We start from the raw sequence: 15060 nt of genomic DNA, 5'->3' as shown, positions 1-15060 counted from the left end.
GAGTTGACTACCGATTAACGCCGACGTGTGCCGAACAGTGACCGCGTGATTTCACGTGTGAGCGTTCGGCCAGCAGTGGTGATGATCGAATCCAGAATCGATGCGCGACGACGCTCGGAGCGCTCAGTTTCTTTCTGCGCTTCACGGGCTTCGCGTTCAGCAGCCTTTTGAGCAGCTTTTCGGTCCGTTTCGGCCTGCCGTTCGAGTTCTTTGATTCGGCGTTCAGTTTCCTTTGCTGCGTGCGCTTGTGCCTTTTGCGCAGCTTCTTTATCAGCTTTCTGTTGGGCTTGAGCTTCGATGCGTGCAGCGAGGAGTTCTGTTGCGGATTCCGGGTTCACTGCGTCTTTATATTTCGGCAGAGTTGGTGAGGTAGTAATCGCGTTGTTGATCGCCGTCGTTGACGCGGCTCCCATGACCGACGCGGGAGCCCAGATCTTCGTCGGCGCGACTGGTGATGGATGTCCTTGAGGATCGAGGACTGTCACAATTGCCTCGCCTGTGCCAAGGGACGGTAAGAGCAATTCAAGATTGAGCTCGGCAGTGATCGGAAAGGTTTTGACGGTCTCTTTCAGTGCCGCCGCATCTTGAGGCGTGTGTGCGCGAAGTGCGTGCTGCACTTTGGCGCCGAGCTGAGCGAGAACGTCTGCAGGAATATCCTTCGGTGTTTGCGTTACGAAGAAAATTCCTACGCCCTTGGATCGAATCAAACGGACAGTTTGGATCACCTGTGCCAGGAATTCCTTTGAAGCACCAGTGAAAAGCAGATGTGCCTCATCGAAGAAGAAAACTAGTGTCGGCTTCTCACGATCTCCGACCTCTGGAAGGACTTGAAAGAGTTCGGCAAGGAGCCACATCGTGAACGTTGAGAATAATGCAGGTTGTGAACTGACATCGGGTAGCTCAAGCGAGGAAATGACTCCTCTGCCATCGGTGCTGATGCGGAGAAAATCGTTGACATCGAAAGCCGGTTCCCCGAAGAATGAATCGGCGCCTTGCGCTTGGAGAGTAGCGATCTTGCGCAAAATAACCCCGGCGGTTGAAGATGCAACTCCGCCGATGCTGGACAGTTCTGTTTTTCCATCGTCGGATGTCAGGAACTTGACAACATCGCGAAGGTCGCCGAGGTCGATGAGAGCGAGTTGATTTTGATCCGCCCAATGGAAAATCAACGAGAGTGCAGATTCTTGCGTACCGTTGAGACTAAGAACTTTTGATAGCAAGATGGGGCCGAAATCGGTGACAGTTGTGCGAATTGGTGTGCCGTTACCATTCCCACCGAGTGTGAAGAGTTCTGTGGGGAAGGGTTGAGGTACCCATGATTGGCCATTTGCCGATGTACGTGCCAGGAGTTTGTCACTTGACGAACCAGGCTCAAGGAGTCCGGTGAGGTCTCCCTTGATGTCGGTGATGAATACGGGAACACCGGCATTTGACAGTGATTCGGCGAAAAGTTGGAGTGTACGGGTCTTTCCGGTACCTGTAGCGCCGGCGATAAGACCGTGACGGTTGAGCATACCAAGGGGGAGTCTCACCGGGACTGATGGTTGTGGCATGCCATTGTCCATGTAGGAACCGAGGGTGAAAGTCAACCCCTCATAGGAGTAGCCTTGGGCTACTTTCGCTGCATATTCACTTACTACTTCAGATGTGGGGGTAGCTACTGGCTGTGAGTGAAGTAATGGCGTGTCAGAAGCAGTCGTATCCTCACTTGCTGGAGCAGAGTTTTGCTCTGTCGCCGCGAGGGCGGCTTCGAGCTGTGCTTGTGCCGCTGCTGCCTTAGCAGCTGCCGCCTGTGCGTGTGCTTCGAGTGCCTCAGCTTGAAGGCGCTTAATTTCGGCTTCGTTCATGGGGATATCATACGTTCGATTGGCAAAATCGTGGTGCAATTTTGCGTTCGTTGAGGCAAAAGCTTTCCACAGAGATTGTTCTGTCATTCACTTTCCACAAGATCCCGTACACGTGTGACGGTGACGTGGGTGTCCTTTCATACTTGCGCTATGGACATACCACCGCCGCGGGCGATGCGTGGAATAAAGCGTGTGCCACAGCATCCCAGTGAACATCATGCGCACGCTCACGCTGATCCTACTGTGCCCGAGAAACTGAGCACACAGGCCACGGAAGAACAGCTTGGAGCGGAGAGGGCGACGACGTTCGCACGTGTTGCACTTAGCGCTGGTCTTGGTAACGACGTCGGAGCACTGAGTACTCCACCGCCACGTCGACGTTTGTGGTGGGATGCGGCTAATGCGCGTCTTATCTCTCTGACGCTTGTCGTCAGTGCACTCGTCGTCTGTGTCATTCTTGTGTGGAATCGGCCAGGTCAAGCAATCGAATTTCCCTCTGCACAGCCTCACAGCGCAATGTCTTCGGTGACGCCAGTTGCGATGCCCTCTGGGACGCCAGTTGCGATGCCCTCTGGGACACCCAGCCAACAAGAAAAACACGTCTCTCAGATAGTTGTTTATGTCTCTGGTGCAGTGAAAAAACCCGGTGTTGTCCGCCTCGACCCTGGCGCTCGGGTCGATGATGCTGTACGTGCTGCAGGAGGTTTTGGGAAAGACGCGGATCCGAATGCGCTGAATCTAGCGGAAAAACTTGCTGATTCTGCCCATGTTCATGTAGCAGCTGTCGGAGAGAGTGTCCAAAAAGTGCAGTCTGGGGACAACGTAGCAGGTGAGCAGCACATGAAAAAGACAGAAACCGGAGATTCCAGAGGCAGTGTCAACCTCAATACCGCCAGCGCGAGTGATCTCGAAGCAGTTCCTGGAATTGGGCCGGTAACTGCCTCAGCAATTATTGAGTATCGATCGAGCATCGGGTCATTTTCGTCAGTGGATCAGTTGCGTGAAGTCGGCGGTATTGGGGCGAAAACACTTGAAAAATTACGGCCTCATGTACGTGTGTCGTAATCATTTTTTGTGATAGCGAGTGATAGACGCGTGGAGTGAGGGGATGACAGATTTACGTCTTGGCCCGCCTACTCTCGTCGTGTGGTGCGGGGCGTTGGCCCAGTTGCAGTCAGTGTGGTGGATGATTGGCGGCCTGATTGTATGGCTGGCAACACTCATCTGGACTACTCCGTTCACAGCCACAATACGAGTCTGCTCGGTGGCTTTGATCTGTGTGAGTGTCACGGGCGCAATGACGACATATAGCCACCACACTGATTCACTCGAATTAGACGCGCAGGCTGGACACTATGCCCGTGTGGTCATGTCGGTTGTTTCCCACCCCTCACGTCAAGGTGAACACACTCGTTTCCTTGGACGCGCACAGGCAGTGGAATATCGTGGGCAGGGGAGTACAACGCATCTACTGGTAGATGTCACAACACAGGAGCCTGTTACTCTCGGGGAACATCTCATTGTTCGAGGAAAACTGTCGGTTTCATCTCGTGGTGATGCAAACGTCGCATTGCGTGGCACAGTGGAGGGACGTATGCCACTGAACATTTTTCTCTCGGCTGCCGCCACCATGCGCAACGGACTAAGAAACCATCTCGAGTATGCTCAGCCAGATGTGGCAGCATTGTTATGTGGTGTTGTCGTTGGAGATGATTCTCAGCTAGATCGCGGGATCAAAGATCATATGCGTGGCTTATCTCTCTCACATCTTACTGCTGTGTCCGGCGCGCACGTTTCGTTAGTGATCGGTGCAATTGTTTCGCTGATTGGAGTGCGAAATCGGTGGCTCACGGCATTCAGCACATTCGGGGGTGTACTGGCGCTTTTGCTCCTTGTTGGCCCGGATTCTTCGGTACTGCGGGCTTTCTGGATGGGACTTGGGGTATGTGTGGGGTTCGCTTGCCGCCGACCAGTAACGGCGTTTCCACTTCTGTGTGTGACGGTGATCGGTGTGAGCATGTTCGATCCTGAATTAGCAAGTTCCTTCGGGTTTGTTCTGTCGGTGCTCGCAACAGCAGCCATTGTCACTGTTGGACGGCATATCAGCATGGCACTTTCTTTCTTCCCGCACCCTCTTGGTGAGATGATTGCGATCCCGATGGTTGCTGGTCTGGCTACAGCTCCTGTCATTGCACTGTTACAAAATGAAGTGAGTATCTGGGGAACACTTGCAAACATTGTCGTTGCTCCTGTTGTTGCACCACTCACGATCGCTGGATTAGCGGGGGCAGTATTGCTGTCGATCCCAGGTTTAGCATGGTGTGGAGGACTACTTGTCTGGGGTGCACAGCTGTGTACTCGATGGATTTTGGTCGTTACTGAGATTTTTACGGACTTTCCCTTAAGTAAAGTCCCAATTTTTGTGGCCATGGCAACTCATGCAGGAGTTTTAGGTATTCTTATGGCATTTTCTCGCCACCGACAAGCGTGCCAGGCGCATACTGAGGAGAGCACTGATGACTGCGAGCGAAAAAGTGTCATACCCTCGTGGAATAATGGGGAACATGCAGTGGAACGAGATACAACCAGCGCCGGTCATCCTGATGAAATCAGAAGAACCGGTTTTTGCTGATCGAGCTTGGGAGCTCTTAAGGAAACAGCTTCGTGAGTGCAATCCTCATACTGAATTTGTCCGTCTCGATGCTGCAACATATCAGCCAGGCGAATTCCTAGCCTTGGCCAGTCCCTCGCTTTTTAGTGAGCCTAAATGTCTTTATGTTCCTGCGCTCGAAAGTCTTGATACACATTTGCAGGAGGACCTTTCCACTTATCTTGATTCTCCAGAAGCAGACGTCGTTGTGCTACTACGTCACAACGGCGGTGCGCGTGGGAAGAAGATATTAGAGATTCTCTCGTCACAGGGCGTGCCAACGATCACAGTGCCGAAAGTCAAAACCGCGGCAGATAAGGCGACCGCCGTCGGGGATGTGGTTCGAGCGCACAGACGGCAGATGTCAGCGGACGCCGTCGGCGCGTTGGTTGACGCACTGGGATCTGATGTGCGGGAGTTACTTGCCGCGGTGTCACAACTTCTTGCTGATGTACAAGGCAGGATTGAGGAGCACCACGTCCATACCTATTTCGCAGGGAGACTTGAGGCGACGGGATTCAATGTTGCTGATGCCCTTGTTGCAGGACAGACTGCTCGGGCAGTGGAACTCGCCAGACATGCAATGGCAACGGGTACATCGCCTGTTGCCATTGTGTCAGCGCTTGCGTTTTCTTTGCGCCAGATGGCGCAGGTACTCGGTTCACGATCCTCGACGCTTGGAGTCAAAGTTCAGATGGCACCATGGCAGATGGATCGAGCCAAGCGCAGTGTACGAAATTGGAGCGCTGTAGGAATCGGCCGTGCGATTGAACTAGTAGCGGCAGCGGATGCCGAGGTCAAGGGCGGATCACGTGATGCGAGTTTTGCCCTTGAACGTGCGATTATCCGAATTGGCCAGGTGCGCAAGGGAATCTCAACTGGTCACCTAAACTCGGGACATAGAGTGACGTAAGTCCTAAAATGGCAGTGTGTGACATGTTCTGATACAAGAACACGGAAAGAAACGAAAAGGAGATAAGGTGCGTATTGGAGTACCGAATGAGTCTCGTGGTGACGAGACCTTGGTTGCTGCCACGCCCGATACTGCAGAAAAACTCATCAAACTCGGCTACGAGGTCGTCGTCGAAAGTGGTGCAGGGGAACGGGCATCCTACCCAGACCAGCAGTATCAGGACGCGGGGGCAACTGTGACGTCTCGAGACGAAGTGTGGAAGAGTGACATCGTTGTCGCTCTCGACACCCCGCCTGAAGAAGAACTCAATCTGATGGTGCGAGGAGCCACCCTCATCTCGAGGCTTGCGCCGAAGCGCAATGAACACACGATTGAAGCACTCAGCTCTCGTGGTCTGACGGGATTGTCGATGGACATGGTTCCACGTATTTCTCGTGCGCAGTCAATGGACGTGCTGTCATCGATGGCGAATCTTGCCGGCTATCGTGCTGTGATTGAGGCGGCTAATGCCTACGGTCGTTTGTTTGCAGGTCAGGTCACAGCTGCTGGAAAAATGCCACCAGCGAACGTTTATGTCATCGGCGCTGGCGTTGCCGGTCTTGCTGCGATTGGGACTGCACATTCGATGGGAGCGCAGGTATTTGCCACTGACGTTCGTGACGAAACTGCTGAACAAGTTGAATCGATGGGAGGAACATTCGTCCCCATCCCCGTCGCTGGTCAAAAGAGTGACGATGGCTATGCCAAGGAAATGACCCAGGATCAAGCACGGGTAGCAAATAAACTCTACGCTGAGCAGGCAGCCCAGGCAGACATCGTGATCACTACTGCGAATATCCCAGGGAGAACCTCTCCAATCTTGCTCGATGATGCGGTGGTCGCTGCAATGAAGCCTGGTTCGGTCATTGTTGACATGGCCGCTGCTAATGGCGGCAATGTCACGCTGACACAATCTGGCGAATCCACTGTTACTCCAAACGGTGTGACGATCATTGGATATTCGGATCTTGCTGGTCGTCTTCCTGCACAAGCCTCACAACTATATGGGCAAAATATCGTGAACTTTTTCAAGCTCACTACCCCGCAAAAAGATGGTGTGTTGAATCTCGATCTCAATGACGACATTGTTCGCCAGATGGCAGTGACTGTCGAGGGAGATGTCTACTTCCCACCTCCACCTGTTAAGGTTTCTGTTGCTCCGGCGGAAAAAATCGCTCAAGATACCGCACCAGTTGCTGAACCTGAGCCACAAAGTGGGATGAAACGCTATGGGTGGACAGTGATTCCGGCACTCATTCTTGCAGCGATCATCTACGCTGCGCCGGCAGCGATTGCCTCTCATTTCATGGTGTTTACTTTAGCTGTCGTCGTGGGTTTCTATGTGATCACGAATGTCACGCATTCGCTTCACACCCCACTCATGTCGGTGACGAATGCGATCTCAGGGATTATTGTCGTCGGTGCAATTCTTCAGATCGGTTCGGATAATCTCGCCGTCCAGATCCTCGCAACCATCGCAGTCGCAGTGGCATCCATTAACGTCTTCGGTGGCTTTGCGGTGACCGAACGTATGCTCAAGATGTTCCGGAGGAGCTAGAAAATGACCACAGTTACTATTCTCGCAGCAGTGGTGTCACTGCAAACTCTGGCGTACATCGTTGCAGCTTTGCTTTTCATCCTTGCGTTGGCCGGACTGTCGAAGCAAACCACTGCTGAGCGTGGAAACCGCTTCGGTATTGCTGGAATGGCTGCCGCACTCATTGCGACGGTCATTCTCGTTCTCACGGCGGCAGGTGAATTTGCTGGAGAGGCACACCTGTCCCTCGTCTTCGTTCTCCTGATTCTTGCGATCGCTGCGGGCGCAGTCGTGGGAATTGACAGGGCTCGCAAAGTTGAGATGACAGGAATGCCCGAACTTATCGCACTGTTGCATTCCTTTGTTGGTTTCGCCGCAGTGCTGGTTGGGTACAATTCGTTTATCCTTCAGCCTGGAACTGATTCACCAGAGAACGCTTTTCACATGGGCGAAGTGGGTCTGGCTGTCTTCATAGGCGCTGTGACATTCACTGGGTCAATTATCGCGTACCTCAAACTCAGCGCAAAAATGAAAGGCGCTCCGCTTACGCTTCCTGGACGTAACTGGCTGAATCTTGGAGCAATCGTTGTTTCAGTGCTCCTCATTATCTGGTTTGCTTATACGCGCAGTGTCGGCACGGGAATGATTCCGCTCATCGCTCTGACTCTTGTGTCTCTTGCACTTGGCGCACACCTGGTGGCGGCGATCGGTGGCGGCGACATGCCAGTGGTCGTCTCTATGCTGAACTCTTATTCAGGCTGGGCAGCAGCAATGGCAGGATTCACGCTCGGTAACGATCTGTTGATCATCACTGGTGCGCTCGTTGGTTCATCAGGTGCGTACCTGAGTTACATCATGTGCAAAGCGATGAATCGCTCATTCCTGTCTGTGATTCTGGGCGGTTTTGGCTCCGACGGCGGCGTCACTGGTGAAACAAAGGATTACGGTTCGCATTCGGAAATTTCCCCGGAGGAAGTCGCTGATCTTCTCAAGGATGCCAAACGAGTGGTGATTACTCCTGGTTATGGAATGGCTGTGGCACAGGCGCAGTATCCGGTGGCAACGCTGACCGAAAAGCTCCGTGCACTGGGCGTTGACGTAACATTTGGAATCCACCCTGTTGCTGGGCGCCTTCCGGGACACATGAATGTCCTTCTCGCTGAGGCGAAAGTACCGTATGACATCGTTCTCGAGATGGATGAGATCAATGATGACTTCCCAGATGTTGATGTTGTTCTCGTTATCGGTGCCAACGATACAGTGAACCCTGCAGCGGAAGAACCTGGTTCTCCGATTGCTGGAATGCCGGTGCTCAAGGTATGGGAAGCAAAGAAAGTCATTGTCTCAAAACGCTCCATGGGAAATGCCGGCTATGCCGGAGTGCAAAACCCCCTTTTCTTCAAGGAAAACACGCAAATGATGCTCGGTGATGCGAAAGATTCAGTTGAGCGGATTAACGCCGCACTCTAAAAATAACGGCGGCTTCCCTAGAAAGGGATTCGTCCGTGTACGAAGATAAAGATTGAGGGCCGGATCTTTCGATCCGGCCCTCAATACGTCAGTGTGAGTGCATCACTTGCCGAGCTTGGCAACCTGCTTTGCAAGTTTCGACTTGCGGTTGGCAGCCTGGTTCTTGTGAATGATGCCCTTCGAGACAGCCTTATCAAGCTTGCGTGAAGCAACCTTCAGCTCATCGGTAGCCTTCTCAGCATCGCCGGCAGCGATTGCTTCGCGGGTCTTGCGGACGAGGGTACGCAGCTCGGACTTGTAGCCCTGGTTGCGCACGCGGCGCTTCTCGTTGGTCTTGATACGCTTCTTCTGCGACTTAATGTTTGCCACTTAATAACTCTTTCACTTCTCGTACGTGCGCTTGCACGCACGAAACTGACATGGTCGTTGAGGGCTTGCCTGATCCGGACTGCCGGGCGTGGGGACACCCGTGGAAAGAATCGAGGCCGAACTTTTCACCCGACCGAGCTCAAAGTCCAAGAGACAACACTACCAGTGAGCCTTGTTCTTTGGGAAGAAACGCGGGTAAACGTGCCGTGTAGCGCGTCACGCAGCGTCATATTTGAGTGTCATCGATGACCCAATATTGTTGGCGCTAATCATTTGTGACCAGAAACCGACCGCAATCGCGCAATCACGGAGTCGAAAATGTCGCGTTGAAGCTTTCCACCTTCCCGGCGCACAGCATTTTCATGAACCACAAGTAACCGATCCAACCGCACCTCGCTTGGTCTGCCTTGTGGGTCCCAATCGCCGACGCCGATATCCATCCAGTGCCTGCCCCAGCGAGCCTCCTGGTCAGCATCGATATCGTGGTCTTTTGAGGTTAATTGAGCGACGAATACGTGATGTTCCTCTTGGGCGACTACAAGCACCGGACGATCTTTACCTCGTCCGTCATTTTCTTCATAGGGAATCCATGTCCACACCACTTCGCCGGGATCCGGGGCATCATTGTGAACGGGAGCATAAGAAAAGGCAGGGAGCCCAAGTGTCGCGATGTCATACACGCGTGCGGGATCATTGGGGCCGGGGAATTGAGCACGTGTCTGTGTTGTTCCGTCACCCCAGATCGAAGGAGGTGTATGCGGAGTCGTGGATGACGACGACGTCGGCCGCCCACGTTTTGATCGTGGTTGATTGTTCGTGAGCCTGCGTTCGAGATCGCGTGTAGCCGTGCGAATGACGGAACGGCCAACGCTACGAAGAACGGAGGAAAAGATATCCATAAACGCCATATCTCTACCTGTGTTCCTTCCCCTTATGTGGTGTGGGTCATGTGAAAAGGATCAGTCATCGGGATCGATGTCGGCGGCTGAGACTGCACCGCCAAAGAGTAGCTCGGTTAGCTCAAGATTGACCTTCTCTACTTCGGGCACATCAGTGAGGAAAAGCGGGTTCCCGGCTGAGGTTTCGAGAACGAGCGTGCCGCAACCGAAAAGACGATCCACCAAATCGCGCTCATATGAGACATTAGAAATTCGAGATAGCGGGATATCATGGCCTGTTTTAATCAGAATTCCGTTTCGAGTGATGACTCTCCGGTCGGTGATGGTGTATGTGGCGTTGAGCCATTGGAGAAGAGGAAAACCGACAAAGACTGCGAGAAGAATCAGTGCAGTGATCCCCGCAGCGAGAGCACCCCATGGCCACAAGGAATCTGGGAGGAAAACCACACCAAGCGTGCATAAGACCACGATGATAATCCCAACGACGATATTCCCGGCGAGCGCTTTTGCATGCTCATGCATGTGTCGGATGACGCGTTCATCGCGTCCAAGAAGTTTCTGCGGAAATGCCATAGGTCTATGGTGCCACGCGCGCCAGGTTTGCGGAATTTGAGAAATCTACAGAATGAGGAAAAGCGCGGTGATGAGAAAAACGACGCTGAGTGGAATCGAGGCCACCGTAGCGATGAGGCTGATCAGTGTCACACGCACGTCATCTTTGAGATACGGCGCATTTTCGACGCCCCCGGCCATAGCAATCGCGGCGCGCTGAGCAGATTCAATGCGAGGCCAATACGTGTCGCGGCGTTTGGCTGACTCTCTCATTGCTCTCTGCGCACGTTCCTGCGTAATACTCCGTTTGCGCTGTTCTTCGGTGGTATCCGCCGTAGCGCGAACGATGACCTCAGTAGCGCTCGGTGCCGACGTCGGGGTGTGAAAAACGAGCCGCTCACGGGTTGCTTCCACCCCGACTGCGAGGCGGTGCCTCCTCCACGCAAAAATAGCGATTGGTACCGCCAGGATGAGAGCGACAATCAATGGCAGCCAAGTACCTTCGCTCAGATGCGCGACTTTCCAGCTAGCTAATACGAGAAGAAGATCCAGGGACACTGCGACACCGACGAGTAACCGGCCGGCGCCGCGTCCGAGCCGTTCGAGTAACGGCAAAATGATTGACATTGAACCGGGCTGAATCATGTGTTGCCTCCGTAAGAATCTTGGGAGTTGCCAATGAGTTGGCGATAAATTTTCCCATAGCGCGCGGTATTTGCTGGCCAAGTGCGGCGTTGAGCTTCTGCGCGCGCTGCCAGCGAAGCACGATGATAAACATCGGGCGAGTCCATGAGGGATCGAATGGCCTGTGCCATTGCCTGAGAGTCACCCGGGGGGAAGGCCAGACCAGCTCCAACGTCGGTGACCATTTCTCGTAGTGGGGCAAGATCAGAGATAACCACAGGTGTCCCGTTAGACATCGCCTCCACTGGCTTGATCGGAGTGATCGTCTGTGCCACAAGGGTCTGTTTGCGAGGCACAGCGAAGAGATCAAGCGTTTGATACCACGTATGAGAATTTTCCCGCTCCACTCTGCCAGGCATTGTGATTGCGTCTTCCAAACCAAGCTCATCACGTAGTGCTTGGAGAGAAGCGCGAGCCACTCCGTCGCCAACAATCACCCCACGGACGTTGCGCCCTTCACGCCGCAAAATTCCGATTGCACGAACCAAGGTGTCGAGGCCTTCATAGTCAACAATTGAGGTTAATGTTCCAACGGTGAATGCCTGAGGAAGACTAAGTTCGTCACGCGCTTGGCGTGGGGAAAGCGTGTGTGTGTCCGCTGGCGTGTAAGCATTGGGGATGATCGTGATTTTCTCAGCAGGCACACCACGTGAGACAAGATCGTCGAACTGAACGTGTGACAGCACGACAACCGCGCTGGCAGAGCGGGCAAGCTCAGCCTCTTTACGCTGAATCAATTCAAAGAGTTCTGACTCAGAAGCTGGTCCTTGGGCATCAGGTGGCAGAGCAGCAACCCAGGATTTCTCCCGCTGACCACGCATTTCATAGATCCATGGAATCCCGAAGGCTTGCGCAACTGCACGTGTCACCACACCGTTGGTGTAATCAGTTGTGGCGTGGAGAGTGCGCGGGCGTAACTTTGCAACAAGGCGAGCGAGGTAATGGGCGTGAAGCTGGGCTAACTCGTAGGGATCGCTCGGGTAGGAGTTCGGCTGGATTCGCCAGTAGCGCACTCCGTCGACGTCACTATAGTGTGGGGCAGTGATGTTTCCAATAACCGCTGGATATCCCACACGTGTCACGCCAGCAACCCGAAGCCCCATTTCTTGCTGGCCCTTCATAATGGCGCTTGTACGCACGGTATAGCCTGAATTGGTGTACGGAGCGGACGAGACGAGCACGTGAAGGACATCGAGCGAGTCGTGGGTGGGGGGAGACATTAATGGAACGTCGACGGTAAGCGGTTCAGTGAGTAGACGTTTTTCACTTTCATACCGACGACGGAGTTTGCTTGACGGTTTGAGTAACTCAATTGCTTTGGATAGCTCACCGATCGACCTGAGATAACGCGCGTATTGTGTGGCAGTGGCGCCTTCCAATGGCGGCTTTCCTTGAGCAATTCTCATCGCAGAGACAAAAGGACCGGGGATGTCGAGGTCTGTCGGGCGATCTGCAAGAAATGCCCCGGCCTGTTCAAGATACGGGATCGAGGTTGCGCCAGCTGCTGTGGCCAGCGCTTGCCGGAGCTTCCGGGGCATTTTTCGACTTGCTTGGAGTGCGAAGAATGCTGGATCAGCGGTGAGCATCGTGGAAATGGCGTGAACGGTGAGCGATAGATTAACGGGCACGAGCTGCCTCCTCGAGCGATGTGACGAATGTACGCGAGGGGTTTTCGTTGGCAAGTTCATTTATAAGGAACTGATGGCCAGCATCACCGACGCTGAGATGGCGTTGAGGCTGCCGCGCAAGATCACACCAGAGTTCTGCGAGTTTTTGCGGGTTCATGGCTTCGACAGCGGCACCGACGCCGGAGCGAGCCAGCAACTGCGCACCTTCGCCGTTGAGTGCAGCGCTCACGAACCTGCCCGAGTTGATGGCTTCAAAAAGTTTTGAGGGGATCGTTGTCGCTAAGGGAGGCCAATCCTTGAGATGAACTAGCACTGTGTCTGCCCAGGCAAGGTGCAACGGAATATCGCGACGATCCACCCGACCCGTGAATTCAACGCTGTCAGTTGCGCGATCCTGAAGGCGTGTGAGATGCGCGCCGTCCCCCACAAGACGAAGGCGCACATCGCATCCAGAGCGACGCGCGAGTTCTAGTGCATCAAGCGCATTCTCCAGCCCTTGAGCACGCCCGATGGTGCCGGTGTAGAGAACACGTAATTCATTGTGTGGTTCAGGCGCAGATAGTGCAGTTTCTGACGCAAGATCAAGTAGAAGCAAGTTGGTCAGGGCTCGTGCATTCAGACCACGCTCACGAAGCTCGCGTTCGTGCCAGCGTGACGTGGTCAGGATCAGGTCAGCGTGGTCAAGAGTGTGTGCAAAGCTTCGGCCACCGAGTCGAATGAGTCGGTCAAAGGCGCGCTGAGCGAATGAGGTTTTCTCGCCGTCGGCGTCAGAGACAAAATCAACCAATTCAGGCCACGCATCGCGAAGATCAAGAACAAAAGGAACTCTAAGAATCTGTGCTACTGTGCGGGCGGTAAACGCTGCCGGCAACGGGGGCGCAGTCGCAAGAACGACGTCGGGGCGGCGATGATGTGCTGCCTGCAAAGCTGTGCGAATCGAGGTCAGTGAGACCGTGGCCTGATCGATTATCCGTGATGGAATCGAGTGTGTGTGCGGGTGAAACTGACTGCGGTAGAGAACGTGGCGCTGACCGAGTCGCGTGATCGCTCCTGACTGATCGTGGGGGAGTGTGGACAGGAGTGTCCCCGAAGGATAGTGCGGAGGAGGTGCGACGATGGACACTGTATGTCCGGCAGCGGTGAGTTGATTAACCATCCATTTTCCACGGCGTTGCGGAACACCTTTCTCAGGTTCCCATTGCTGAGCCACGAATAAGACGTGCATCAAGCCTCCGAACTAAAATCAGGCAGTCGCTCGCCAATCCCCAGGAGAGCGGCGATTGCTGCAACACACCGTTGCGCTGCAGCGCCGTCACCATACGGGTTGACGGCATTTGCCATTGCTGCATACGCGTGGGGGTCATCCTTGAGCCGGGACACTTCTTCGACAATTCGTTTCGTGTCTGTGCCGATGAGGCGCACTGTTCCAGCTTTGACCGCTTCAGGGCGTTCCGTATTCTCACGCAGCACCAGTACAGGTTTACCAAGCGACGGAGCTTCTTCTTGGACACCGCCCGAATCGGTTAATACGATGTGAGTTGCCTTGATGACGTGTGTGAACTGCGGGTAGTCGAGCGGATCAAGTAAGACGACATTGGGGGCTGACTTGATATGAGGGACGATAAGCTCGCGCACCCGGGGATTGCGGTGAAGTGGGAAAATAATGAGATCTTCGGGGTATTTCTGGGCGAGTTCAGCCAAAGCCTGTGCAATATTGCGCATCGGCTGGCCAATGTTTTCCCGACGATGCGAGGTGACGAGTAAAAGCCGGCGTCCGCTAGCGATGGCCTGTGCAAGAGCGGGATCAGAGAAAGTGATGTCCTGATCAACCGTATGGAAGAGAGCGTCGATGACCGTATTGCCAGTGATTGCGATGTCATCGATATGGACGCCGTCATGAAGAAGATTGTTTGTCGATTCCTCAGTGGGAGCAAGGTGTAACGAAGCGATTTGAGAGACGACTTTTCGGTTACCTTCTTCAGGGAAGGGGGAGAACAGGTTCCCGCTACGCAATCCAGCTTCAAGGTGAATCACGGGAATCTCACGGTAAAAGGCGGCAAGGGCTGCGCAAGTGACAGTCGAGGTGTCACCTTGAACAAGAAGAGCTGAAGGCGAATACCGTTCAAGAATTGGATCGAGACCCGAAAAAATCTTAGCGGCCATGGAATTGAGTGATTGGCCGGGTTCGAAAATTTCGAGATCGACGTCGGGGGTGATACCGAAGAGCTTGTTGACTTGGTCAAGCATTTCGCGATGCTGCCCGGTTGACACGACAATTGGGGTGAAATCGGGGGACTCTTCGAGCGCCTTGATGAGAGGAGCAACCTTGATTCCCTCTGGGCGAGTTCCGTACACCACCATGATTGACTTCACGAGTTCCTCCTTGCGAACGAGTATTGGGATCATTTTACCAGGAGCGAAGTGTAGGACTCATGACCGTGTATCGCGCTGTAGAATACGCAGTGAGTGTCC

13 protein-coding genes are annotated in these 15060 nt (G+C 53.9%); 5 read left to right on the top strand and 8 right to left on the bottom strand.

Going from position 1 to position 15060, the window contains the following annotated elements:
* Positions 1 to 14 precede the first annotated feature (14 nt).
* Positions 15 to 1847, bottom strand: coding sequence for a helicase HerA-like domain-containing protein (locus tag ACTOVJ_RS05450; RefSeq protein ID WP_449504179.1), 1833 nt, complete (start codon positions 1845 to 1847; stop codon positions 15 to 17).
* Between the two features lie 150 nt (positions 1848 to 1997).
* Between ACTOVJ_RS05450 and ACTOVJ_RS05445 the strand changes: the two genes are divergently transcribed.
* The 5 genes from ACTOVJ_RS05445 (at position 1998) to pntB (ending at position 8456) form a co-directional block, all read left to right on the top strand.
* Complete coding sequence (locus tag ACTOVJ_RS05445) at positions 1998 to 2912, top strand: helix-hairpin-helix domain-containing protein (protein ID WP_449504178.1); 915 nt, start codon at positions 1998 to 2000, stop codon at positions 2910 to 2912.
* Between the two features lie 43 nt (positions 2913 to 2955).
* Positions 2956 to 4479, top strand: coding sequence for a ComEC/Rec2 family competence protein (locus ACTOVJ_RS05440; RefSeq protein WP_449504177.1), 1524 nt, complete (start codon positions 2956 to 2958; stop codon positions 4477 to 4479).
* The gene (holA, locus tag ACTOVJ_RS05435; protein WP_449502988.1) at positions 4412 to 5410 is read left to right on the top strand and encodes a DNA polymerase III subunit delta; all 999 of its coding nucleotides are present in this window, start codon (positions 4412 to 4414) and stop codon (positions 5408 to 5410) included. Before ACTOVJ_RS05440 ends, holA begins: the two co-directional genes overlap by 68 nt.
* A gap of 67 nt (positions 5411 to 5477) precedes the next feature.
* Positions 5478 to 7007, top strand: a complete 1530-nt coding sequence (locus tag ACTOVJ_RS05430; RefSeq protein ID WP_449504176.1) for a Re/Si-specific NAD(P)(+) transhydrogenase subunit alpha — start codon at positions 5478 to 5480, stop codon at positions 7005 to 7007.
* A gap of 3 nt (positions 7008 to 7010) precedes the next feature.
* Positions 7011 to 8456: a Re/Si-specific NAD(P)(+) transhydrogenase subunit beta gene (gene pntB, locus ACTOVJ_RS05425; protein ID WP_449502105.1), complete on the top strand. Its 1446-nt coding sequence runs from the start codon at positions 7011 to 7013 to the stop codon at positions 8454 to 8456.
* 102 nt (positions 8457 to 8558) lie between these two features.
* Here the strand turns inward: pntB and rpsT are convergent, their stop codons facing one another.
* The 7 genes from rpsT to wecB form a co-directional block, all read right to left on the bottom strand.
* Entirely contained in the window at positions 8559 to 8825 is a 267-nt protein-coding gene (gene rpsT, locus ACTOVJ_RS05420; RefSeq protein WP_449502106.1) for a 30S ribosomal protein S20, read from the bottom strand.
* 269 nt (positions 8826 to 9094) lie between these two features.
* A complete protein-coding gene (locus ACTOVJ_RS05415; protein WP_449504175.1) occupies positions 9095 to 9733 on the bottom strand; it encodes a type II toxin-antitoxin system PemK/MazF family toxin in 639 nt (212 codons plus the stop codon).
* 51 nt (positions 9734 to 9784) lie between these two features.
* Positions 9785 to 10297 carry a PH domain-containing protein gene (locus tag ACTOVJ_RS05410; RefSeq protein ID WP_449502108.1) on the bottom strand — a complete coding sequence of 171 codons (513 nt, stop codon included), beginning with the start codon at positions 10295 to 10297 and terminating at the stop codon, positions 9785 to 9787.
* A gap of 45 nt (positions 10298 to 10342) precedes the next feature.
* The gene (locus ACTOVJ_RS05405) at positions 10343 to 10921 is read right to left on the bottom strand and encodes a hypothetical protein (protein ID WP_449504174.1); all 579 of its coding nucleotides are present in this window, start codon (positions 10919 to 10921) and stop codon (positions 10343 to 10345) included.
* Complete coding sequence (locus ACTOVJ_RS05400) at positions 10918 to 12588, bottom strand: glycosyltransferase family 4 protein (protein ID WP_449504173.1); 1671 nt, start codon at positions 12586 to 12588, stop codon at positions 10918 to 10920. The genes ACTOVJ_RS05405 and ACTOVJ_RS05400 overlap by 4 nt, the downstream gene beginning before the upstream one ends.
* Complete coding sequence (locus ACTOVJ_RS05395) at positions 12578 to 13813, bottom strand: glycosyltransferase family 4 protein (protein ID WP_449502111.1); 1236 nt, start codon at positions 13811 to 13813, stop codon at positions 12578 to 12580. Before ACTOVJ_RS05395 ends, ACTOVJ_RS05400 begins: the two co-directional genes overlap by 11 nt.
* Entirely contained in the window at positions 13813 to 14994 is a 1182-nt protein-coding gene (wecB, locus tag ACTOVJ_RS05390; RefSeq protein WP_449504172.1) for a non-hydrolyzing UDP-N-acetylglucosamine 2-epimerase, read from the bottom strand. The genes ACTOVJ_RS05395 and wecB overlap by 1 nt, the downstream gene beginning before the upstream one ends.
* Positions 14995 to 15060: the final 66 nt, after the last annotated feature.

The organism is Arcanobacterium sp. (ex Cirak et al. 2026), assembly GCF_053585065.1.
The sequence above is the reverse complement of the archived record's forward strand: the minus strand, read 5'-3'. Positions and strand labels throughout refer to the sequence as shown.